The organism is Neobacillus sp. K501 (assembly GCF_053749995.1).
The window spans coordinates 170780-193294 of sequence record NZ_JBSLYA010000008.1 but is presented as its reverse complement, the minus strand read 5'-3'; the positions used below and the strand labels follow the sequence as shown (position 1 = coordinate 193294).

Genomic DNA, 22515 nt, shown 5'->3' with positions numbered 1-22515 from the left:
CATCAGTTTTTTTGTAGGATTTTAGAATTGTCGATTTTAAAACCTTTATTTCTATTAATCAATTCTTGATAGGCAAAAAGGGCAATGGCTGTATCCTGTACACCCGTACCTGTTAAATCACAAACGGTTATTTGCTGAGCGTTTATTCGGCCGGCAGCTTTCTTTGAAGTCAGTTCACCTATTTCGATGATGTCTGATTGCTCTGTCAGTACGCCTTTTGTGAGTGCATGATGCAGTTCGCCTAATCGAGCGCATTGTGCTTTTGTGTCACAGACAAGAATGTCAGCCCTTGCTAATACTTCCGGCTCCAATTCCTGCTTATGCTCCGCATCTGACCCCATTGCTGTAATATGAAGACCTGGATGCAACCATTCTGCTTTGATTAGAGGATCATTGGAAGGTGTTGTGGTAATCATGGTATCACTGTTTTTCACCACCACTTCTGCACTTTCGACGGCGACGACTTCCACCCCTAGTTCATCTGCCATATCTTTAGCAAATTTCTGAGCCCGTTCTTGAGACCTGGCATAAACTAGCACTCTATTAAACTTCCTTACTAGATTTAATGCCTTAAGTTGTAACCTAGCCTGGCTTCCTGCTCCTATAACACCCGCTGTTTCAATCGTATTTTTAGAAAGATAGGCAGCAGCCACAGCCCCTGCAGCAGCCGTGCGGACATCTGTTAAGTAACCATTATCCAAAAGAAGTGCTTCGGGAATTCCGGTTTGTGTGCTGATGAGAATCATCATCCCATTTCCAGATGGGAGGCCCAGCTGATAATTATTGAAAAAACCGGAAGAAATTTTAATCGCAAACATTTCTTTACCTTGGATATAAGCCGTTTTAACGTCGACTTCCCCATTTTGATCCTCAATGTCGACTCTCATAATCGGCGGCATGACTGCTTCCTTGTTAGCTAGTTTGCTAAAGGCATCTTCGACCACTTTCACAGCGACATCATTCAATTTTACAAATTGCTTTATTTCCTGTTCTGTAAAAATCAGCATGATTCATCACCTCCTAAATCGATTTACAGTGGAATGCCTTCATCTTTTACCGTTAAATTTCTCGGTAGGTTCGAAAAGGTTTCACAGCCACTTTCCGTTATCCGAATGGACTCACTTACTTCAAATCCATAATCGTCTAACCACAATCCTGGTATGAGGTGGTAGGTCATATTCGGCAGGAGAATCGTTTTATCTCCATTTCGAATACTTACAGTGTGCTCACCCCAATCCGGGGGATAATTGCTTCCCATCGAATAACCAAGTCGAGATTCTTTGATGAAACCACTCTTTTCTATTGTCTTTCTCCACATTTTTTCAATTTCTTCGCAGGCGATACCAGGACGAATCATCTCCAAGCAGGCATTAATGCCTTCTACCGCCACTTCTGAAAGTGTTTTCATTTTTTCATCCGGCTTTCCAATCTGAACCGTTCTCGCTAGCGGTGAATGGTACCTTTTATAGCACCCAGCCAACTCAATAATCACCGCGTCGCCTGTTTTGTAACGATCATCTGTCCAGGTTAAATGTGGTGTGGATGTTTTCTCACCAGATGGCAGGAGTGGAACGATGGCCGGATAATCACCGCCAAAATTCTCTGTTCCTGTAATTTGGGTATAGAATATTTTTGCTGCGACATCACATTCCCTGACACCTTCATGTATTAACTCAATCCCTGCCTGCATTGCGTTTTCAGCAATGATGGCTGCTCGCTTCATATAGCTGATTTCCGTTTCTGATTTTATCAGGCGGATCCAATTAACAAGTAAAGTTGCATCTGAAAAATTACTATTTGGTAAGCCAATTTTCAGCTGTTCGAAGCTCTTTGCGGTGAAATAGTAGTTTTCCATTTCTACCCCAATTGAGCATTTACCTCTTCCCCATTCCGTTAACCGATCCGCGATAAAATCCATTGGATGTTTGATATCAGAGTGCACATAATCATCTGGATAAGAGATAATATTTTCATGTGACATCCAGGTCGTTCTCTTTGCCCCATTGGCATCCTGACCTCGGCCTATCCATTTTGGCTGTTCTTCATCAAGCAACAACACAAGGATTTGATGTACATAAAATGACCAGCCATCATAACCAGAAAGGTAATTCATATTCGCGGGATCTGTAATCAGCAATACTTCGATTCCTTTTTGAACCATTCGTTCTTTTGTTTTACGAATTCGTTCTTTATACTCCGTAATTAAGAAAGCCATCTTTCCTTCCACTCCTGCTTGTAGCTTAATTTATTTAATTTTTAGAATTTTCCTTCTTGTTTAGTATTATAGAAAAAGTGGATAATATTTTTCATCTTTCATTTTGTATGAAAGATTTTAAAGATTTTCAGTCAGTTTTTTTAAATTTTTGCAGAGCTCAGTATTGAAACAGGAAAAAACCATCAAGCTCCTCCTCGTTATAAGGACGACCTTGATGGTTTTGTTAGTTTTTAAACATATAATCTTGGATTTGGCTCTGCAAAACAGAAAGATCGACATTCTGACCACTAATGATGATGGCAATATCCCCTTCTTTAGCTGTTAGTTTTTTTCCTAAAACTGCCGCGATTCCTGTTGCCGCAGCACCTTCCATAATCATGCGGTGTTTATCCATCATAAAGGCCATGCTATATCCAATTTCATTTTCTGGAATCAGAATGACATGATCCATGAAGGTTTGAACCATAGGAAAAGTATATTGGTTATCAAGTCCAATTCCACCTAGTAAACTATCAGCCAACGTCTCACTTTCTTCCAACCTGACGGGCTTGCCCACTTTTAAACTCTCATACATTACTGCAGATTTTTCCATTGAGACACCCGTTATATGGATGCCCTGAACTGTTGATTTCAATGCCAGGCCAATCCCAGAAAGCAGTCCACCCCCTGATAGCGGGACAATTACATCTGTTAGTTTTGGGAGGTCCTCGAGCAATTCTAAGCCAATCGTTCCTTGACCCGAAATGATATGTGGATCATCAAAGGGCTCAATTACCGTTAATCCCTTTTCTTTTTCAAGTTGATAACAGCGCACTCCAGCGGCATCCTGGCTTTTCCCAACAATCTCTATTTCGGCTCCGAGCCTTTTTAAGGAATCGACTTTTGCTTTTGGTACCCGATTGGAAATACAGACAACCGCCTTGATTCCAAGCTTATTTGCCACATACGCTACGGCCATTCCATGGTTCCCGGTTGAATAAGTGGCAACACCTCGATTTTTTTCCTCTTCACTTAAGCTAAGGATTTTATTGGCCGCTCCTCTTACTTTAAAGGATCCCACTTCATGAACATTCTCTAGTTTGAGATAGACATTACGTCCGATGATTTCTGAGAGGATGGAAGATTGAATTGTTGGTGTTTTGGTTATTAATTGGCTGATTCTTTTTCTAGCAGCCCAAACATCCCGGATCGATAATTCTTTTATCAGATTAGAAGAACTCAAAGGCTTATCCCTCCTTCGCACATGATTTTCACATTCATACTAAATCGATTTTAAAACGATATCAATTGGCAAAAATGACGATATCAAGTCATATTTTTCATACATTTTTATATAAAAAAACTAAGAGAACGTTTAGATCTCTTAGCTTAGCATTACTAGGTACAGCCCATTTTCCAGGTTTTGATACTTAGGTCTAATAAGAACAAATCATCTGGATCGACAAGGGAAAGACCGGTTAATTCTTCGATTTTCCGTAAGCGGTATAGTAAGGATTGGCGGTGCAGAAACAAGGCTTTCGCCGTTTTACTTACATTTCCTTGATAATGATTATATGTACTAATCGTATCGATTAAATCAAGATTACGCTGTTTATTATATTCTATCAACGGTTCAACCGTAGACAAAATAATTTCTTTCATTTCTCGGTTTTGGGTGAGATTTAATAACACCCGGTCAATCCGAGTATTCTCATACAATACTCGATTTCCAATCCCTTTTTTGCTCCTGCAGATGTTCAGGGCAATCTTGGCATTTTGATAGCTTTCCATAAAGCCTGAAATATCCTCGTTATAATTTCCAATACCCCATGAAATGACTACATTCGGTAATAAACTTCCTAAACGACGGTCAACTAGGTCTAAAAAGTCATTAACTCCTTCTTTCTTATTTTCTAGCGAAATTTCTAGAAAAACCAATAACTGTTCTTCTTGATAGGTAATCATCACTTCTTTATTCAATGACTGTGCTGCATAATAGATTTCTTCTTTGATATAATGAACCATGCTCTCAGACCATAGCCGGTAGGAGCCTTCATTTAATTTTCTTTTTTGAAAAAGTGTTTTCAGATTTTCAGGTGCGCCGATGATGCAAATATATGGAAGCTTTAGATTATAACCGACAATTTCCGCTCTTGAATCCGCCTGCTCTAATGACGTAAACTCCCCATTAATCAGCTCTTTTATGAATGAGGCGTACATCAACAATTTTGCCTCTTCAACGGCATTCTTCCTTGAAAACCATAAAGCAATGGTGGTCACCGCATGTTCTAACACATTGACGGTGAACGTGTTTAAGAACTGATCAAGCGAAATATCACCTGGAAGGATGACAAATAAAAAGTCTTGTGTATTTCCAGAAACCTGAAGAACAGGGAGCTGCAAAATGCAGTAATCTTCTATTTCTATCGTTTGGATTTTTTGAATCATTGGGTCATGTGAAGCTAATGAAATTTGTTTTCTAGCTGGAATGATTCCTTTAACCGCATATTCCCGCCAATTCTCAAGAATATGAGGAATCTCTTCACTTTGTGCTTGAATGGTCCCAATTTGGTCAGCAATCAATACAGGATATCCGACTTGCTGGTATAAATAGTAGGCAATACATGTAAGCTCAGTTTCTTTTAAGATTAAATTGATCAGTTCCTGCTGAACCTTCTCGGATCTACGACTCTCCCTATAATTGATATCATTCAATTCGAGCATTACTGCTTCGGTAATTTCCGAAAAGCGTACTTCCCACGGAAGTTCAATCAAAATAAATTGATACTGATTCGCAAGATCTATGACTTCATTTGGAATCTCAAATATATGCCGACCAAGAGCTACCCCTAACGCCGTAGCTTCTGAATCAATCACATCCTGAACAAATTTCATAAATTCCTCTAGATTTTGACCGCAGCCAATCGCCGTCGTTAACACAAACTCGTTCTTCCGGACAAAGCTCTCCACAGGGATTTCCATTGCTGAAACCCATTGCACCTCTTTGTTCTTTACTAAATCTTTACCTGCTACAATTTTCGCATTCTTTAATAATTCTAGATTTAAAATATCATATACGGTTAAACACATAGAACCCCCTAACTGCTAGATTCATTTCCCAATAATATTGCTAGCCATGTTGTTTCAATGAAAAGTTTTCTAGATAAAAGTTAATAAGGAGTACATCGCTCAGTAATAGAATTTTCTTGGTTCCTGATGCTTTAAGAATTTTAATATGTACCAAGATAAGCTTGCATTATTTAATACTATTTCATTCTAACAAATTCTTATTATTCAGTAAAATAGCAATTATGTAAGTTAAACTTTATACATTCACTACTAAAAGCCGGACAAAGTTGTCCGGCTCTTTCTACATCCTACCAATTTAAAGATTATCTGCTTCAAAGGTATTTCCACCTTCGATGTTGCCATTTTCAAAGCCTTTCATAAACCATCGTTTCCGCTGCTCCGAAGTTCCATGGGTAAAGCTATCAGGAACGACATAGCCCTGAGCCTTCTTCTGAATCGTATCATCCCCCACCGCATGTGCAGCATTCATGGCCTCATCAAGGTCGCCTTTTTCGAGGTAGCCCTTCCCCTGTGCGTGATTCGCCCAAACACCGGCCAAATAGTCTGCTTGCAATTCAAATCGGACAGAGAATTCATTCGTTCGGCTTTCCTGTGGTGACACTTTTCCCCCGGTATTCAATAGTGTCTGAACGTGGTGGCCGACCTCATGGGCAATGACATACGCCATTGCAAAATCACCAGGGGCTTGGAATCGTTGCTTGAGATCCCCATAAAAACTTAAGTCAATATAAAGCTTATGGTCACCAGGGCAATAGAACGGACCAACTGCAGAACTTGCTGCACCACAGGCTGATTGGACGCTGTCAGTAAACAAAACGAGCTTCGGTTCTTCATAATCCAGTCCCTTCTTCTCGAATTCTGCCGACCAGACATCTTCTGTATCTGCCAGTACAACGGAAACAAAATCCGCAAGTTCTTCCTCTTGTTGAGAAACATTCATTGGCGGGGGTGGATTGGCCCCATTATTCGTTGGCATGTTCCCAGTTAAATCTCCCGGGTTCCCACCGAGTAAGGCAAAGAGAAGAATGACTATCACACTGCCAATCCCGCCGCCAATGACGGTTTTGCCACCCCTCCCCATTCCTCTTCGGTCCTCAACATTCGCACTTTGCCGTCTTCCTTTCCATTTCATTCTTTTACCTCCCAATACGAATAGTTCCATTTTGTTATTCCCCCAATTAGGTGTAAAAATGTAGATTATGGAAAGAAGAATTGTACAGAGAGTCCTACTAAATCCCTTTAAACAAAAAAGGACATCTTAAAATATAAGAGGCCCTTCCTTTACATTTAGTTTGTCGTCTGTCGTTCTCTAATTTGTTCATGAATGGATTCAAGTTCTTTTAATGACAATATCCCTAAAGAAGCTTTTATATCTTTCTCTATTTGTTTACGGCTCCTTTCACGGTATCGATCCCACCATTCGCGAAGTCCCTCGGTATCATCTAAAAGAAATTCAATATCGATTTCTTCTAAATCCTCATCCGAAAGATATTCCAACACGGCGGCCAACATACGGGTTAGATTTTCGATTTCATTATCGCTTCTATAAATATTCGGTGATGGTTCATCTACTTCTGTTTCTGAAACTTCGTTATTTATTGACGATTTCCGAGCCATTGATACCATTCCCTACTATTTGCATTTATTAAAAAGAAATTAAAGATATCCGCCTCTATTTGTTTCCGGCTGCTTTCACGTTGATCTATTTTTAAAAAATGTAAGGGGAATTGTATGATCAACCGTTTTATTTATTTTGATTTCTAAGTGATTCTCTATCTAATGATTGGGGCGGTTTTTCAAACCATCCATGATCAATTAAGAGTTTTGCACCTTCCTCCGCATAGGTCCCTACTCTAAGAATATATCCTTCATAATTGACCGTTAAGTCTTTTCTAAGTGATGCTGCAATGGCAAGTCCAAAATCTCCAATACCAATAGCACTTTGTGCATTCGTATGAAATAACATTAATTTATCGGAAAATGGTGGGTCAAGGCTATTCGTAATCGTAGAATCCCATGTAGATGGATAAGAATTATCGTCTTCTTTTAGTTTTATCATAAAATCTTCAACCATTTTCTTTCCTAATTCATATCCATCTTTAAAGTAGTCACTAAGTTTTTTTGACTGAGCCACTTGACTAAATCCTAAAAGCATAGTTTTGGCTACATTTGCCACTTCTATATTAACCCCTAAATGGGCAATTTCTACTCCTAGGAGCGGTCTGCGATGACCCACTAGACCACCAAGGAATTTTCTCTCTGTTACATACTCTACTTTATCAGGATATGAAATATAAGGAGCACGAATAAAGATCCCTTTTTCCTGCATTAGTTCTACATTACGGTCATACAACGTTTCAGCTTGATTTGAAAACTGCTTGAATAGGTTACGGACATCTTTACGGGCAGAAACTGACTTAGCCAAACTGTATGAATTCAATCCCGTTCTACCCATATGATGCAAGTATCGCATGTACGTTACATCCGAAAAAAGTTTCTTTGCTTGCAAATTCACATCCTGGTCTCCAAATCCATTTGGGAGAGGAATACCTTCTTTTGTAAATAAATCCGATATTTGAGCGACATGGTCGCAGGAATAACTAAGGGCGAGTTTAATAATAGGTTTTACATCTTGATCTTCGCAAGTTTGTAAAAAATGTTTTAGAACACAAATAGACATGGTGTCACCAATATAGGTACTCCATAACATCGAAATTTCTGCAGATGTTATTTTAGGTAAGTGTTCTACCATATAAATTTTCAACCCCACTACATATTTTCTTTCATTATTCCCTATATATGGCAGAGAATACAAAAAAGTGAGAAGAAGTTTTCTCAATTCCATAACAAAGAAAATTAAAACATTATCAATATAAATGGAAAAACTGTAATGGATTGAATATTATGCCAACATATTTATTTTGGAGGACTTATATACTTCGCAATATTGTATTTCTTAGTTGATGCTACACCTTTGTTGATTACTAATGAATCATTCCTATTGCAATTTAATATAAAAATTGTATAATTATAGAAACTTTTCTACTTTTTGAGAGGTTACTACATACATCGGGACTCCCTTTCTTAGAGGAGTCCTTTTGTATTTTCTTTTATCCAAGCTCATTGATCATTCATTTTGTTTCACATTGCGAACAAACTAGGTTCACAATTTCCGTATTCGTACCTACTACCCTATCAATATAATGTCACCTAAGGTATATATTTCAGCACTCAACTAAAGTTAGCACGACATTTCCTCTTTTGTGCCCCTTTTCCACATAGCGGTGAGCATCGGCTACCTGTTCCAATGGATATCGCCGGTCGATGACCGCTTTGATCTTTACTGCTTCATAAAGCTCATTTAGGAAGTTTAAATTTGAAGGGTTCTGCATAAGTCCCGCCGTCGTAAAAATGGCCTTCTTTTTCCTAAAGATCGAAGTCTTCAACATGTCAAATATAATAGACATTGAAGGGACCGTGGACAGATAGATGCCTCTTTGAGTGAGCGCTCCTTTACATTCTACAAAGGAACGCTTACCCACCGCATCGAAAATAACATCATAGGTCTTACCGTTTTTAGTAAAATCCTCCCTGGTATAGTCAATAACCTTATCGACACCGTGCGATTTTATCAATTCTACATTTGCTGTACTGCATACTCCTGTGACTTCGGCCCCCAAGTATTTAGCAATCTGGACCGCATATATCCCCACCGCTCCAGATGCACCATTAATTAGAACTTTTTGTCCGGGCTGAAGCTTTGCTTTGTCACGAAGGAACGTCAATGCCGTTGGCGCACCATCACAGACAGCGACAGCTTCTTCATAGGTCATCGAAGCCGATTTGATCGCGAGCGGAGTGTCTTCGTGCAGACATTTGTATTCCGCATATGCTCCGAACGTTTTCGCACTTAGGCCAAATACTTTGTCGCCTACTTGATATCGTGTTACTTTTTTTCCCACAGCATCAATTATGCCGGACAACTCCGTACCAAATATCGGGTTTTTCGGCCTTTTCAGACCGTATACAAGCTTCACAATAGGAGATCCTTTTCGAAAAGTACAATCTGCTGGTCCGACAGAGGCAGCGTGTATTTTGATACGGACTTCATGATCATTGGGGATTGGCGTATCTACCCCCTGGAGTTGGAAAACATCCGGTGATCCATACTTAGTGCATACCATTGCTTTCATATGGCTATCTCCTTAATAAAATATTTTATTTTCTATACTTAAATGGATACAATCCCTTTTTCATTAAATCCTTTAACGATGAGCCATACGGCTAAAATCATTTCATTCGCTGCTACCGGCACCGCCAGAATACCTCCCCAAAAAGATATTTGAGGAAACACACCAAACATGACAAACAAGGAACAAACGAATACACAAGCTGCCCCTGTCATACCAAGGATTGATATGAATCTGGGTACAAGCCTGGTTCTATAAAATATATAACTATACATCATCGTATTTATACCGAGCATGAAAAGAGGACCAAGCATAAAAGTCCAGTCATGGATTGCTTTTAGAATGATACCGGATGAATGAAAAGACGAGGGTTCTGGGGCTCCTGCTGCTACAAATTGGTGGCTTAAGGTTAAGAGGGACAACACACTGATGATACCAACCGTAATAATAATCGCTTCAAGAAATCTGAAACAAACATGCCAAAGGGCAATGGTTTCATTATATTGTCTTAACAATGGAAACATAGTAGTGGCAGTTCCAATTGCGGAAATAACCAGAAGTAATTCCATTAATACTCCCACTTTCACTTGGTTGGCGTTCTCGGAACCCTTCATTAGGTAATCGGGATCTTTTAAGATAGGATCATATAAATTTAACCCTATCACCGCCGTAACAGCAGCAAGTATAAACAACACTCCAATTATTTTCGCAGCTTTCTGATTTGAATTCATCATTAATCCCCTCACTTTATAAATTCAAAAACGGTTAAGCTTACTGCTTTTCGTCCCCATAAAAGAATACTTCTTCCAATGGCAAGTTAAAGGCATGAGCAATTCGAAAAGCCAGTTCTAGAGATGGGGAGTAGTTTCCCTTTTCGAGAGACACAATGGTTTGTCTTGTTACTCCCACCTTGTCAGCCAACTGCTGCTGCGTCATTTCATCATGGTTGAATCGTAATTTACGGATGTGATTGCCGACAAGATTTTTACCCATTTTTACACTCCTCTCCGATAGTGATAAAGTTTTGTAACCGAACCGGTCACATCTGATATGAAACCTGCAAAAATCAGGATAATGAACATTAACTGTGATGGCTCATAGACGACCAGCGATCCCATTGCAAGTAGAAAGCCAATGATAAACACAAAAAAAGAATTTCTATGCGCTTTTAAATCAATTAACTTATCCAGTTCATCTGCAAATGACGGTTCTTTTTCTTTGGTTGTGATTCTAAAAAGGATGTTAAAAATAATGCTGATAATGATATGTGCGATGATGGAAAACAAAGTCAAGAATAGGACGAAAGAACCCCAATAACGAAATGTTTCAATTGACTCTAGTCCTCCTCCTGGATACCGCGGGTACATGTACAAACAATATAAGCTGATAATAAGGATAGAACTAATTACCGATACGATACTTTTCTTTTCTTGATAGGTCATGTTTAGCACCTCCTTGTATGGTTATTTTTACAAAAAGTAAAACTTGTTATACTAAATGTAAAGCAAACTATACATAAAGTCAAGAAAAATTTACAAAAAAAGGATGGCTTCAGCCTTCCTCACTAGTGCATCCTTTAGGGAATATATCTAATAAAAAAGGTGCATGATCCCTGTTAGATCAATGCACCTGTGAATTGAAGAATGAAATTATTTTCTTCTCAAAGAAACCCAGCCTCAATTTCAATTAAGGATGACTGTACAAAATTTAGACCCTTAGTGCGCCACGAAAACCCCTAGCAGCGTAGTAGGAGTCTGCTCCATTGTGGTAAACGAAGACGTGCCCGTAACGCCAATCGCAAAAAAGGGCACCGCCCAGCTTTCTAATATCAGAAGGAGTTTGCACCCAACTCGACGTCTTCTTATCGAAATTTTCCAATTTTTGCAATGATCGATATTGTTCCTCCGTTAAAAGCTCAATGCCCATGGATACTGCCACATCGATAACACTATTTTCTGGTTTATGTTTTTTTCTAGCATCCAATGCTTCACGGTCGTAGCATAGACTTCTACGCCCTGCAGGACTTTCTGTGGAACAATCATAGAATATGTACTCGTCCTTCTCAGCATCATAACCAACCACATCTGGTTCGCCGCCGGTTTTTTCCATTTCCATAAGCGACCACAGTTTTTCGCTATTCGCTTCCAGCTTTGCTAGGACCTTAGTCCATTCAAGGCCTTGATGGCGGTGCATATTTTTCTCAAAACGGGCTTTCAATATACTGAGTAATTCTTCTGGCTGTTCGAGTGACAGCTCCTTAATCACTTTAATTCCTTCTGTCATTTTTGTTTCCCCCTTGTTTATTGATCATTTATACCACTTTTAATGACATCTAATACTTACTCCCGGAGGCTACAAACCGTTTTGTTTATGTCAACCTTAATAATACATAAATCTCTAGCAGTATTCAGCTATAATGACAATTGCTATCAATCAGGCATCATTTTCAGTGTTACTCATTTTCTTTTGTGCTAACGGAATGTTTGACACCTTTACTTTTGTAGGGTTTGGCACTCTTTGCTTTATTTGCACTGGCTTGCCAACGATTCCAACCCTTCTTCCCTGTTCCTCTGCCTGTCCCGCTTTTACCCTTAGCTTTACTCATAGAATCAACCCACTTTTCTTAGTCGTCGTTATGATAGTCATTTCCATTTTTTCCATGGTAAAAACCAAGTAATGGAATGGAACCAAATTTCACCTATTAATCATAACGTTTTGAATCGATACCATCCATAATTTCTTCTAATTCAGTAAGAAAATTAAGTTGTACAGGTTCAGGAATTTGCTCCATCCACTTTTTTATTTCAGGCAACTCTTCAGCCTCTTCGATTTTCGTTGGTTTCGGTTGAAGCGTTTCCCACCATTTCTTTAAATCATTGATAAATTCATAAAAGTAGCGTTCAAATCTTTCTGCCCATTCTGCTCCTTCATCACCAGAAGTCTGTTGCATCATATCCCAGGCTTCCATCGCTGTTTTGAAATTCTCATCCATTCTCTTCAAGTTGAACACCTCTCTTCAATCTGTTATATTCTCTCATTGTATCAGTTGTTCAAAACTTTTACCGAGCAATACGTATTTTTTTAAGTCATCCAATTCTCCCGCTACCTTTCATCCCTTCCACCCAAAAAGTAGTTAAACCAACCACGGTAATCGCCACACATGAGTATAGGAATCGATCTACATCGAGTACCGTGAAGCCTGCTATCACAATGAGACCATCTACCAATATAATCACTAGAGCCAGATTTAAAGAATACTTTCTTGAAATCATTTTAGCGAGTAAGTCCGTTCCTCCTGTGCTTGACTTATAACGCAGCATTAAACCAACCCCAGTGCCAATGATCACTCCACCGATTAAGGCACTGCCCAGCACTGGTACGAAGAATTCATTTCTTAATGGTGAAAGAAGGTCAATAAACAAAGAAGAGGTTAATAGACCTTGTAAACTGCTAAAAAAATAACCTCTTTCATTCATCAAGGCAAATAGACAGATTGGCACGCTTAACGCCACCATGGTCATTCCTGTTTGAAAATGAAAGAAATAATGCAGGATTAGTGCAATTCCAAGGATTCCCCCATCAATTAAATGATGGGGTACAAGAAACCCATTAACCCCTATTCCTAAAAGCAAACTGCCAATTAGTGTCGCCGAGAATTTTTGAAAAATATCTATCACCTTGTCCATTCGTTTTTCTATATAAATATGCCTTTGGTTAGTTAGTTATTATCAACCAAAAATGTTTTCATTTTGATAAATAACCTCTATTCACTTAATAATTTCTTATAGGAAAATAGAATCGTTTTTTCTTGGTCTTTTGTCAAATGAATATGTAAAAATCCCTTATCAAAATAGTACTATCACACTACCCTTTGGTATAAACTGGGGTTATTTGAATTTATAGTTAATTCCCCATGATTGTTTTTTCCTATTTTTAGTATGAGATGATGTCGAATTCATTATATTGCGAAAGAAATATTTTTGAATATAATGAATATTATAAAAAGGAGGGGTCGTATGTCTATTAGAAAAAAACTTTATTCAGGAACCTTAGCAGTACTATTAGGTTCTGCCACCTTATTTAATATCGGAGCAAGCTCAGGTGAAGCTGAATCAACCGGATCTAAGTACATAGTTATCTTTAAGGATGAACAGGGTCTACCAAGTGGCTATGCAGATGCCATTGAGAAAGCAGGCGGGCAAGTGAAAGATAAATTGGACAAGATTGGCGCTGTTGAGGTTTACTCAGAGAATACTAATTTCTTAGCGAATGTAAAGAAATCATCTCTAGTATTGGAGGCAGGCGTTGAGAATATCGTTTATCCCGAAAAGCCTATTGGAGTTGAAGCATTATCTGCTGATGATTTCAAGACAAGTGCAGACATCTATCAAAATTATCAGTGGGATATTAAACAAGTAACAAGTAATGGAGCTGCGTGGAATCTGCAAGGTGGTACAGGTGAAACTGCAACAGGAGAAGATATTGTCGTTGGTGTCATTGATACTGGTATTGACTACAATCATCCGGATTTAAAAGGGAATTATGCGTATGGTAAATCATTTGTACCTGGCTACAGTGATCCAATCGACCAAGATGGACATGGCACCCATGTAGCTGGATCCATTGCAGCCAAAGGTAGAGCACTTGGGGTGGGTCCTGATTTAAAGGTAGCTGCCTATCGAGTATTTGGACCAACAGGGGGAGCAGAAACTGCTCATATTGCGGAGGCCTTGATGACTGCAGCCGATGATAACGTGGATGTTGTCAATATGTCCTTGGGTGGATATGATTGGTACCAAAATCCGGAATACGCAACGAAAGACATTGTAGCAGATGTCCATCTCTTCAATCGAGCCATACAGTATGCGATTAAAAAAGGTGTTACGGTTGTCGGCTCTGCTGGAAACAATGGTGTTGATTTAAAGAGTCCTGGTCAATTATCAGGAAGTGATAAAGGCTCTGTCCATAGAAGTCCTAGCAGCCAAACGATGATCAGAGTGTCTGCTGGAGGAGCATTGAAGAATCTTGCTTTCTATTCAAACTATGGGGTCGGCAAAATTGACGTTATGGCTCCTGGTGGAGACCTTGGACCTAACTATGATCCTGCAACTGGTACTGGAAGAGACAATGCCTATCTTGCTTATAGTACGGTGCCTGTTTTGGATGCCAATAATAATGTTGTTGGTCACAGTTACGCAGGTTATGGCGGGACTTCGATGGCAGCGCCAAAAACAGCTGCTCTTGCTGGTGTCATCATCGCCAAGCATGGTAAAGATCAACTATCACCATCACAAGTAAAATCAATCATTCAACAATCAGCAGAAGATGTGTTCAAACCTGGTTATGATGGGGAATCGGGCTTTGGATTAATTAATGCCGTAAATGCACTCAACCTAAAATAATGAACTTAAAGCCGGACAAGATATTCCTTGTCTGGCTTTTTAGCTAGCATTCAACCTGTTGTGACCGTACCGCTCCTCTTCCTCAAGTTTGGGGCACTCCACACCCTCTGCTGTGACCGAACCGCTCCTCCTCTTCAAGTTTGGGGCACTCCAGACCCCCTGCTGTGACCGGACCGCTCCTCCTCTTCAAGTTTGGGGTACTCCACACCCTCTGCTGTGACCGTACCGCTCCTCTTTTTATATTCTTAACAGATAAACATTTCCGTTTTTCACTTCATTTGGTAGTATAATACAAAAAGCAAATGTTATTGAGGTATCATTATGGAGTCATTCACTAACACCTATATTAAAAGCATTAAATTAATCAAAGAATCTGTTCCTACTTTTAACAAATATCCTTTTACTATTCCTAGCATCAGGCTACTAAACGAACTTTCCTTTCACCCTAGAGTTACTTTCATTGTGGGTGAAAACGGAATGGGGAAATCAACCTTATTAGAAGCCATTGCCATTTCACTTGGCTTTAATCCTGAAGGTGGGTCGTTAAACTTTAATTTTTCTACATTCGATTCCTATTCCGACCTAAGCGATCATCTAAAATTAATTAGAGGAATAGATAAACCAAAAGATGGTTTTTTTTTGCGTGCGGAAAGCTTTTATAACTTAGCTTCTAACATTGAAGAATTAGATAAGGAACCAGGAGGCGGACCTCGTGTTATTGATTCTTTTGGTGGCGTTTCACTACATAACCAATCACACGGTGAAGCATTTTTTTCTACCTTTATGAACAGATTCGGAGGAAATGGCCTCTATATTTTGGACGAACCAGAGGCAGCACTATCTCCACTCAGGCAATTATCAATGTTATCCAGAATACATGAATTAACAAATCAAAATTCACAATTTATAATTGCAACACATTCGCCTCTCTTAATGGCATATCCATCCTCGAAAATCTTAGAATTAACAGATAACGGAATGAAGGAATCCACTTTAGAGGAAACTGACCATTATAAAATAATGAAACAGTTTTATGATGATAAAGACAGATTAATCCATCATTTATTGAATGAAAAATAATGTATTTTTCTGATATTCCATAAAAAAGAAGGCTGTCCTTGTACAGCCTTCTCATATTGGTGTGCGTCAGTGAACCTCAACATCATTAAACAGCTGTTGAACTAGAATCTTTCCTCTTAAATAGAACTTTCTTTTTCAGTAAACTATTCAATTTCTCTGAACTTAAAAGCATGGCCGCAACAAAAATAATGATACAAGTTGGGAAGATTCCGATCGTTGAACGGGATGCAATGAAACCAAGTAGTGGCGGCATAAAGGTACTGCCTGTATAAGCAACCGCCATTTGATATCCCATAATCGTCTGGGAATGCTTCTTCCCAAAACGTGTTGGAGTTTCGTGTAACATACAAGGAAAGATCGGTGCTAATCCTAATCCAATCATAATAAAACCTACAAGTGAGAAAATGGTCGGCAATGGCAGGAATAAAAGTGCAGAACCGACTAACGCGATGATTTGCCCCATCCGAATGAGAGTAAGATTACTAACCTTAAAGGTAATAAAACCTGTTATCAATCTACCAATTGTGATACCTCCATAATAAAATGAAACCCACTGGGCAGCAATCGCTACAGGTACCTCCTTCACGTTTACCAAAAAGCTACTCCCCCATAGCCCCACTGTGGACTCAACTCCACAATAAAAAAGGAAAGAGGCCAGCGCCAGTTTAACTCCTTTAATTTGTAAAGGTTTTACATCCATTGCTTCTTCATCAAAAGCGGCACCATCTATATCTTCTAGATTTTCGTTTAAGGAAATCGTCCTGTTTTTTGTTACTCTATTCCATAAGGGCAACGTCAAGAAAAGGATTATCACTAACGCAAATTGAATTCCAGAAATCGTGAAATATCCATTTCTCCACGCACTTTGTCCTGAAATAAACTGGGCCATAATAATCGGACCTAGGGTAGCACCAACTCCCCAAAAACAATGTAACCAACTCATATGATGTGCCTTATAATGGGTAGCCACATAATCGTTTAATCCTGCATCAACTGCCCCTGCTCCTAATCCTAAGGGAATAGCACATACAACCAACCAAACAACCGATGGAGCAAAATGAAATCCTAGCAAAGCACCAGCGGTCATTAAAACACTAACAAATGTGACCTTTCCCGTCCCGAACCTTTTAAGAACCTTACCGCTAACTAAACTTGAGATAATGGTTCCACCTGCAATTGTCATAAAAAGGAATCCAGCCGTGTCAAGTGCTGCCCCCAAATCCAATTGCATGACAGGCCATGCTACCCCCAATAAAGAATCCGGTAAACCCAAGCTGATAAAAGCCAAATAAATGATGATTAAGAGGAATGTTGTCATTTTAAAACCTCGCTGTTAATATTTAAAAAGTACCAAGATAAAAACTTATTAAAACTCTTTAATAAGTGTAGCTGCAAAAAAATTTCAGGGATTACCAATTTACTAAACAGTCAACTCTAGCAAATTTCCTTCAGGATCTTCTATCACACTCTCATAATACCCGTCACCTGTGACACGGGGACCGCTAATTATAGGGAAACCATCCTTATTTAATCTGGCTGTTAATTGATTAACAGATTCCTTGCTTCCCAAAGAGATTGCAATATGTGCCCACCCCATTTGATCACCCTGGATTTGCTGATCCATACCTGCCTTACGCATAATTTCTAATCTAGCACCAGACTCAAATGTAAGAAAATAAGATTCAAACTTCTTTTCAATATTGTGGTATTTCCGATTTGACTTACAATGAAAGTAAGTTTCGTAAAAATTCCTCATCCGTTCCAAATCACTGACCCAGATTGCTACATGTTCGATTCTCAATCCTGATTCACTCCTTCAATTATATAAATTTCCTCAGACATTATTCATTAATAATTAGATCAAGTCCAAGACGTTGTAAACCATATAAATAATCTTGTTTCCAATCACTCATTGTAAGATCTGGGAGATGCTTAGACGGAATATATTTTGAACTCTGGAAGGTAATTTTCTCTAATTTACCTTTTTCAACTTCATCTTTAGAAAAAATGATGGTATGGGGATTAATGATTGCTACAAAAGTGGATATTAATCGGCTAATCGCATCAATTTGATTTTCTTCACAGATTGTCATCTGATTAGTTCCACAATCACCTTGCAAAGCTTGCCCAAAATTTCGGTCATCATATTGAGGGACGAATGAAACTTCTCCTGAGAAAAAAGTACTTCCCCGCACCAAATTTCCGTTAATCATTATCCCTGCACCTGGACCATTTTGACCAAAATACAAATAGATGAGTGATTGCTGGTCTTTCATACCCCTATTATTGTGATATCCGAGAACAGCAGCGTTCATATCGTTCTCTACCACTACAGGAATAGTAAAATGTTCCTCATAATATTCTTTTAAATCAAAATTTTGAAACTGTTCATATCCTGGTATATAAAAAATTCGGCCCCTATCCACCGAACCAGGTACACCAATTGCAATTGAACTGATTTTTGGAAATTTGTTTCGTAAGTTTTCCATGCACCTTGTTAATGAATTTAATCCATCCTCTTTTAGTAAAAGTGGTACTTTACCTTGTTCCTTTACTTCTCCCATACAATTAAAGATTTTATAATTTGTCTCTGATTCCTCTAAAAAGATGGCCAGACCTAACTTATGCTCAGGATTGTACGCATACCTTTTGGCTCTTCTCCCCCCACTAGATTCATCTAAACCGACAGAAAAAATTTCTCCATCCTTCTCCATAAGTGCTAGGAACTTACTAATTGTGGGGAAACTAATTTCAATTTTTTCACTGAGCTCAACTTTTGTTGCACTTCCTAGTTCTAAAAGAGACTTACGAATACTAGAATGGATTACCTTCCCCATCGACTTTGGAGTAGTACTCAATAATGTCACCACCTTTTAACCGCACTTATTAAAGAACTTTAATAAGTTTTAATGAAGTTAATATAACATATAAAATTTTCAATAACAATTACCTCTCTTCAAACTAAACTGTCGACTGACAAAATGATTAACTCCCATCTTTTTCAAGAAGGGAGATTTTTGTCTCTACATATTTCTAACAATTTATGTAAGCCTTTTTCTAATTCTTCTAATGTCGCGTAGGCATAGGAAAGCCGGATATGGTGTAAATCGCTTGGATCATAGATATAACCCGGGTTGATTAAAACATTTTGTTTCAGCAGGTCTAGAAAGAGTGATTTATTGACAATCGGTTTATTAAACCTTAACCAAATATAGAAGCCGCCTTCTGATTCTTTCCAAGTCGCTATCCTGTTAAATTGTTGTGCTAATATAATTTCAACGAAAGCAGCCCTTTTCCTCAATTGTTCCCTTAGGAAATCTAAGTGTTTTTCGTATAAACCAGTAGAAATCCAGTGTGCGACAATCTCTTGAGAAAAGGCACTTGAACCATAATCTGTTTGCATTTTAATATCAGCTAATCTCTCTATCACAGGAGAAGGCGCAACCACCCAACCAATTCGTAACCCTGGACTTAGTGTTTTAGAGACGCTCCCAATATAAAGTACTTGCCCAGACGTATCAAATGACTTTATCGCAGCTGAAGAAGGTTCAAATAACAATTCGTGGTATACATCATCTTCAATGATTGGTATTTGCAATTCCTTGCACGTCTGATACAAATTTTCCTTTTCGATTGCTGACCAATTATATCCTGTTGGATTATTTAATGTCGGGACGCAGTAGAATAATGATTGTCTTTTTCTTTTGAAGGCTCTCAAGTTTTTAGCTAAATTGGCATTCCTTGTAACTGAAATCATCTTCATTCCAGCAGATTGAAATGAATTCACCGAACTTAAATAGGATGGTTGTTCGTGAAAAACCACTGATCCTTCTTCTAGTAATCCAATGGCAATTAACTGGAGTGCTTGGAGCGCACCGGAAACAATAAGGATGTTGTTTGGTACCGTTTGAATACCTCGTTTTTTTAAATACTTACATAAAATTTTTCTAAGCCTCTCATTTCCTTGTGGAGCTGAATAGCCAATCGACTTTGCATCAAGGGTTATTGCTCTTAAAGACTGCTCCATTTGTTTTGTCGGCAATAATTCCGGTGATAATTCACCTGTTCCAAGACGGATGATATGTTCATATTGCTCATATTCATTGATGAGTTGAATCGTGTGATAGTTTGGTTTATGTATACTAGATTCTATATGCTGCTTCCAGTTCGGTTGAGACCGGTTCAAAAGTATATTCCACGAATGATTCGCCACAAATACTCCCGCTCCCATTTTTGATTCGAGTAAACCATCCGCCTTTAATTCATCAAGTGCAAGTTGGACGGTGCTTCGATTCACACTAAATTGCGTTGCGAGTTGGCGCTGTGTGGGTATCTTTGTGCCAACAGTCCAATCCCCACTTTCTATATGTGATTTTATCCAATCAACAATTTGCTCTTGAATGGTCAAATGAGAAAGTCGGTTCGGTTTCCATTTCAAAATAATCCCCTCTTAAATTGGATGGATATAAAACCACCCAATTGGTTGTTTTCTTTTAGTTTTATCATAGTAAGATAGGAATTGAAAAGGAGTTGACTTTATGGAACCCATTTTACATGGAATCATCCTAGCCTTTGGTCTTATTTTACCTCTAGGAGTGCAGAATGTTTTTGTCTTTTCGCAAGGAGCAACCCAGCCAAAATTACATCGAGCACTTCCGGCCACCATTACAGCTGCTATGTGCGATACACTTTTGATTCTGTTAGCTGTATATGGTTTATCCGTGATCGTCCTACAATTTGAGTGGCTGCGAATGACCCTAATGATTGCTGGCATTTTGTTTTTATTATACATGGGTTATGTCATTTGGCGGTCTGAACCGACAACAAATGAAACAAATAATGCCTTACCGATTCAAAAACAAATCATCTTCGCTTTATCTGTTTCCTTATTAAATCCACATGCCATCTTAGATATAGTCGGTGTGATTGGGACAAGTGCATTAAAATATGTCGGAACCGAACAAATATTATTTATCCTTGCTTGTATTTTAGTTTCATGGATTTGGTTCTTTGGATTAACGTTAGCCGGTGCCGTCATAAAGAATTTAGATGGAACAGGAAGTTTAATGAAAATATTCAACAAATGCTCTGCCCTATTTATCTGGGGAACCGCCCTTTATATTTCCATTGGTTTAGTGTGATTTTGAGGATTTATTAGGCTAGGTTGAACACATTCTGGGTCGGAATTGTTCTTCAACCAATAAACATGGAATATAAGAAGTCTAACAAAAAGGGACGAGATTTATATTATCTCGTCCCACTTTTTCATAATTTCACGAGAGTTCTTCCTCTTGCCTCACCTTTAAGAAGACTTGGTAAAACAACTGGAAGTTGCTGGAGTGTTACTTCTTGTTGAATGAAATCTTCTAGATTTGCTGGTTTGAAATCTGTTGCTAAGCGGTTCCATACTTTCAATCGTGTTTCCATCGGACAATATACAGAATCAATTCCTAATAAATTTACTCCTCGTAAAATAAAAGGGAATACATTGGTCGGGAGATTTGTCCCAGCAGTTAACCCGCTTGCTGCGACTGAACCACCGTATTGAATTTGACTTAATAAAGAAGCCAGTGGTTCGCCACCAACAGGATCAACAGCAGCAGCCCATTTCTGTTTACCTAAAGCTCTGACTTTCCCATCAAAAACCTCATCTCGTGCAACAATTGAAGCCGCCCCAAGCTTCTTCAAATACCCTTCTTCGGTTTCCTTGCCAGTACTTGCTTCAACTTGATAACCAAGAGCCGAGAAAATAGAGACAGCAAAGCTGCCAACCCCACCCGTTGCACCTGTGACCAGAACCTTACCTTTTTCCGGCGTTAGACTATTTTCTTCAAGTCTTTGGATGGACAATGCCGCCGTAAAACCCGCTGTTCCGATAATCATAGATTCTTTTAACGTAAGACCTTTTGGAAGTGGAACAATCCACTTAGCAGGAATACGAGCATACTCACTATAACCACCGTAATGGGAAACACCGATCTCATAGCTTGTTGCAATCACTTCGTCGCCTTCTTGAAAGCGAGGATCTTCAGATGAAACTACCACTCCCGCTAAATCAATTCCTGGTACAAAGGGAAAGGTCTTGACAATGTTACCATTTGGAATCGTTGCGAGACTATCCTTATAGTTCACACCAGAATAATGGACGCGAATAAAGACTTCTCCTTCAGGTAAATCTTGAGGTGTGAGTTTTTCGGGTTTTACCGAAAATTGGTCTTCTTGTTTATCTATAACTAAGGCGTTAAATGTATGCATACAGCCTTTACTCCTTCCGATTTGAAAAGAATTTATAAATTTATTATAAAAGAATGGAACCTAAATCTACAAAAAAATACCTTTAGAAATTTATTTCCTGCTGATTAATTAATAGAATAGATCTCCTTTATAAAAATAAAATTCTTAAGAAGTTCACTTTCATTAATCGAAATTGTATTCTTTAAATCTTTTGTCCTCATAACAAACTCTTTAATCCCAATAAATTCTGATTCTGTAATCATGTAAAACTGTGTTCCTTTTTTATATCCATTAAATTTCCTTTTAAGTGTATATACCTTCATCA

At 38.6% G+C, this 22515-nt stretch carries 24 protein-coding genes; 3 read left to right on the top strand and 21 right to left on the bottom strand.

All coding sequences use genetic code 11. The annotated features are described in order from the left end of the window. Positions 1–2 precede the first annotated feature (2 nt). The 15 genes from ACWM35_RS18300 to ACWM35_RS18230 form a co-directional block, all read right to left on the bottom strand. A complete protein-coding gene (locus tag ACWM35_RS18300; protein ID WP_454820287.1) occupies positions 3–1007 on the bottom strand; it encodes a cyclodeaminase in 1005 nt (334 codons plus the stop codon). A gap of 23 nt (positions 1008–1030) precedes the next feature. Next, a complete protein-coding gene (locus tag ACWM35_RS18295; protein WP_454820286.1) occupies positions 1031–2215 on the bottom strand; it encodes a M24 family metallopeptidase in 1185 nt (394 codons plus the stop codon). 223 nt (positions 2216–2438) lie between these two features. Continuing rightward, complete coding sequence (gene eutB / locus ACWM35_RS18290; RefSeq protein WP_454820285.1) at positions 2439–3437, bottom strand: hydroxyectoine utilization dehydratase EutB; 999 nt, start codon at positions 3435–3437, stop codon at positions 2439–2441. Positions 3438–3592: 155 nt separating this feature from the next. Continuing rightward, positions 3593–5284: a PucR family transcriptional regulator gene (locus tag ACWM35_RS18285; protein WP_454820284.1), complete on the bottom strand. Its 1692-nt coding sequence runs from the start codon at positions 5282–5284 to the stop codon at positions 3593–3595. A 295-nt stretch (positions 5285–5579) separates the two neighbouring features. Next, complete coding sequence (gene ypfJ / locus ACWM35_RS18280; protein WP_454820283.1) at positions 5580–6416, bottom strand: KPN_02809 family neutral zinc metallopeptidase; 837 nt, start codon at positions 6414–6416, stop codon at positions 5580–5582. A 155-nt stretch (positions 6417–6571) separates the two neighbouring features. Further along, positions 6572–6901 carry a hypothetical protein gene (locus ACWM35_RS18275; RefSeq protein WP_454820282.1) on the bottom strand — a complete coding sequence of 110 codons (330 nt, stop codon included), beginning with the start codon at positions 6899–6901 and terminating at the stop codon, positions 6572–6574. A 127-nt stretch (positions 6902–7028) separates the two neighbouring features. Next, a complete protein-coding gene (locus tag ACWM35_RS18270) occupies positions 7029–8036 on the bottom strand; it encodes a DUF3231 family protein (protein WP_454820281.1) in 1008 nt (335 codons plus the stop codon). A gap of 472 nt (positions 8037–8508) precedes the next feature. Then, positions 8509–9468 carry an NAD(P)-dependent alcohol dehydrogenase gene (locus ACWM35_RS18265; protein WP_454820280.1) on the bottom strand — a complete coding sequence of 320 codons (960 nt, stop codon included), beginning with the start codon at positions 9466–9468 and terminating at the stop codon, positions 8509–8511. Positions 9469–9515: 47 nt separating this feature from the next. After that, the gene (locus ACWM35_RS18260) at positions 9516–10205 is read right to left on the bottom strand and encodes a DUF4386 domain-containing protein (protein ID WP_454820279.1); all 690 of its coding nucleotides are present in this window, start codon (positions 10203–10205) and stop codon (positions 9516–9518) included. 40 nt (positions 10206–10245) lie between these two features. Continuing rightward, positions 10246–10467: a helix-turn-helix transcriptional regulator gene (locus tag ACWM35_RS18255; RefSeq protein WP_454820278.1), complete on the bottom strand. Its 222-nt coding sequence runs from the start codon at positions 10465–10467 to the stop codon at positions 10246–10248. A gap of 2 nt (positions 10468–10469) precedes the next feature. Continuing rightward, positions 10470–10916 (bottom strand): hypothetical protein, encoded by a 447-nt coding sequence (locus ACWM35_RS18250; RefSeq protein WP_454820277.1) that lies wholly within the window; start codon positions 10914–10916, stop codon positions 10470–10472. 265 nt (positions 10917–11181) lie between these two features. Continuing rightward, positions 11182–11757 carry a DUF4256 domain-containing protein gene (locus ACWM35_RS18245; RefSeq protein ID WP_454820276.1) on the bottom strand — a complete coding sequence of 192 codons (576 nt, stop codon included), beginning with the start codon at positions 11755–11757 and terminating at the stop codon, positions 11182–11184. 169 nt (positions 11758–11926) lie between these two features. After that, positions 11927–12079, bottom strand: coding sequence for a DUF3934 domain-containing protein (locus ACWM35_RS18240; protein WP_454820275.1), 153 nt, complete (start codon positions 12077–12079; stop codon positions 11927–11929). A gap of 96 nt (positions 12080–12175) precedes the next feature. Beyond that, positions 12176–12466, bottom strand: coding sequence for a hypothetical protein (locus ACWM35_RS18235; RefSeq protein ID WP_454820372.1), 291 nt, complete (start codon positions 12464–12466; stop codon positions 12176–12178). A gap of 94 nt (positions 12467–12560) precedes the next feature. Next, positions 12561–13160 carry a YitT family protein gene (locus ACWM35_RS18230; protein ID WP_454820274.1) on the bottom strand — a complete coding sequence of 200 codons (600 nt, stop codon included), beginning with the start codon at positions 13158–13160 and terminating at the stop codon, positions 12561–12563. Between the two features lie 330 nt (positions 13161–13490). On the opposite strand from ACWM35_RS18230, the gene ACWM35_RS18225 reads away from it, so the two are divergent. Next, entirely contained in the window at positions 13491–14876 is a 1386-nt protein-coding gene (locus ACWM35_RS18225) for a S8 family peptidase (protein WP_454820273.1), read from the top strand. A 321-nt stretch (positions 14877–15197) separates the two neighbouring features. Continuing rightward, entirely contained in the window at positions 15198–15956 is a 759-nt protein-coding gene (locus ACWM35_RS18220; RefSeq protein WP_454820272.1) for an AAA family ATPase, read from the top strand. A gap of 85 nt (positions 15957–16041) precedes the next feature. Here the strand turns inward: ACWM35_RS18220 and ACWM35_RS18215 are convergent, their stop codons facing one another. The 4 genes from ACWM35_RS18215 to ACWM35_RS18200 form a co-directional block, all read right to left on the bottom strand. After that, positions 16042–17274, bottom strand: a complete 1233-nt coding sequence (locus tag ACWM35_RS18215) for an MFS transporter (RefSeq protein WP_454820271.1) — start codon at positions 17272–17274, stop codon at positions 16042–16044. Positions 17275–17376: 102 nt separating this feature from the next. Then, complete coding sequence (locus ACWM35_RS18210) at positions 17377–17757, bottom strand: VOC family protein (RefSeq protein ID WP_454820270.1); 381 nt, start codon at positions 17755–17757, stop codon at positions 17377–17379. Between the two features lie 40 nt (positions 17758–17797). Then, positions 17798–18793, bottom strand: a complete 996-nt coding sequence (locus ACWM35_RS18205; protein ID WP_454820371.1) for an ROK family protein — start codon at positions 18791–18793, stop codon at positions 17798–17800. Between the two features lie 164 nt (positions 18794–18957). After that, entirely contained in the window at positions 18958–20394 is a 1437-nt protein-coding gene (locus ACWM35_RS18200; RefSeq protein WP_454820269.1) for an aminotransferase-like domain-containing protein, read from the bottom strand. Positions 20395–20494: 100 nt separating this feature from the next. Between ACWM35_RS18200 and ACWM35_RS18195 the strand changes: the two genes are divergently transcribed. Beyond that, on the top strand, positions 20495–21097 hold the full coding sequence (locus ACWM35_RS18195) for a LysE/ArgO family amino acid transporter (protein WP_454820268.1): 603 nt from the start codon (positions 20495–20497) through the stop codon (positions 21095–21097). A gap of 124 nt (positions 21098–21221) precedes the next feature. Here ACWM35_RS18195 and ACWM35_RS18190 read toward each other — a convergent pair whose 3' ends face one another. Together ACWM35_RS18190 and ACWM35_RS18185 are read right to left on the bottom strand one after the other, a co-directional pair. Next, a complete protein-coding gene (locus tag ACWM35_RS18190) occupies positions 21222–22211 on the bottom strand; it encodes an NADPH:quinone oxidoreductase family protein (protein ID WP_454820267.1) in 990 nt (329 codons plus the stop codon). Positions 22212–22315: 104 nt separating this feature from the next. Next, the gene (locus tag ACWM35_RS18185; RefSeq protein WP_454820266.1) at positions 22316–22513 is read right to left on the bottom strand and encodes a hypothetical protein; all 198 of its coding nucleotides are present in this window, start codon (positions 22511–22513) and stop codon (positions 22316–22318) included. Positions 22514–22515 lie beyond the last annotated feature (2 nt).

What these genes read in the sequence shown, in the direction of transcription:
- ACWM35_RS18300 (WP_454820287.1), bottom strand. Translation starts at nt 1,007, where the DNA reads ATGCTGATTTTTACAGAACAGGAAATAAAGCAATTTGTAAAATTGAAT.
- ACWM35_RS18295 (WP_454820286.1), bottom strand. Translation starts at nt 2,215, where the DNA reads ATGGCTTTCTTAATTACGGAGTATAAAGAACGAATTCGTAAAACAAAA.
- ACWM35_RS18285 (WP_454820284.1), bottom strand. Translation starts at nt 5,284, where the DNA reads ATGTGTTTAACCGTATATGATATTTTAAATCTAGAATTATTAAAGAAT.
- ypfJ (WP_454820283.1), bottom strand. Translation starts at nt 6,416, where the DNA reads ATGAAATGGAAAGGAAGACGGCAAAGTGCGAATGTTGAGGACCGAAGA.
- ACWM35_RS18275 (WP_454820282.1), bottom strand. Translation starts at nt 6,901, where the DNA reads ATGGCTCGGAAATCGTCAATAAATAACGAAGTTTCAGAAACAGAAGTA.
- ACWM35_RS18270 (WP_454820281.1), bottom strand. Translation starts at nt 8,036, where the DNA reads ATGGTAGAACACTTACCTAAAATAACATCTGCAGAAATTTCGATGTTA.
- ACWM35_RS18265 (WP_454820280.1), bottom strand. Translation starts at nt 9,468, where the DNA reads ATGGTATGCACTAAGTATGGATCACCGGATGTTTTCCAACTCCAGGGG.
- ACWM35_RS18260 (WP_454820279.1), bottom strand. Translation starts at nt 10,205, where the DNA reads ATGAATTCAAATCAGAAAGCTGCGAAAATAATTGGAGTGTTGTTTATA.
- ACWM35_RS18255 (WP_454820278.1), bottom strand. Translation starts at nt 10,467, where the DNA reads ATGGGTAAAAATCTTGTCGGCAATCACATCCGTAAATTACGATTCAAC.
- ACWM35_RS18250 (WP_454820277.1), bottom strand. Translation starts at nt 10,916, where the DNA reads ATGACCTATCAAGAAAAGAAAAGTATCGTATCGGTAATTAGTTCTATC.
- ACWM35_RS18245 (WP_454820276.1), bottom strand. Translation starts at nt 11,757, where the DNA reads ATGACAGAAGGAATTAAAGTGATTAAGGAGCTGTCACTCGAACAGCCA.
- ACWM35_RS18240 (WP_454820275.1), bottom strand. Translation starts at nt 12,079, where the DNA reads ATGAGTAAAGCTAAGGGTAAAAGCGGGACAGGCAGAGGAACAGGGAAG.
- ACWM35_RS18235 (WP_454820372.1), bottom strand. Translation starts at nt 12,466, where the DNA reads ATGGATGAGAATTTCAAAACAGCGATGGAAGCCTGGGATATGATGCAA.
- ACWM35_RS18230 (WP_454820274.1), bottom strand. Translation starts at nt 13,160, where the DNA reads ATGGACAAGGTGATAGATATTTTTCAAAAATTCTCGGCGACACTAATT.
- ACWM35_RS18225 (WP_454820273.1), top strand. Translation starts at nt 13,491, where the DNA reads ATGTCTATTAGAAAAAAACTTTATTCAGGAACCTTAGCAGTACTATTA.
- ACWM35_RS18220 (WP_454820272.1), top strand. Translation starts at nt 15,198, where the DNA reads ATGGAGTCATTCACTAACACCTATATTAAAAGCATTAAATTAATCAAA.
- ACWM35_RS18215 (WP_454820271.1), bottom strand. Translation starts at nt 17,274, where the DNA reads ATGACAACATTCCTCTTAATCATCATTTATTTGGCTTTTATCAGCTTG.
- ACWM35_RS18205 (WP_454820371.1), bottom strand. Translation starts at nt 18,793, where the DNA reads ATGGGGAAGGTAATCCATTCTAGTATTCGTAAGTCTCTTTTAGAACTA.
- ACWM35_RS18195 (WP_454820268.1), top strand. Translation starts at nt 20,495, where the DNA reads ATGGAACCCATTTTACATGGAATCATCCTAGCCTTTGGTCTTATTTTA.
- ACWM35_RS18190 (WP_454820267.1), bottom strand. Translation starts at nt 22,211, where the DNA reads ATGCATACATTTAACGCCTTAGTTATAGATAAACAAGAAGACCAATTT.
- ACWM35_RS18185 (WP_454820266.1), bottom strand. Translation starts at nt 22,513, where the DNA reads ATGAAGGTATATACACTTAAAAGGAAATTTAATGGATATAAAAAAGGA.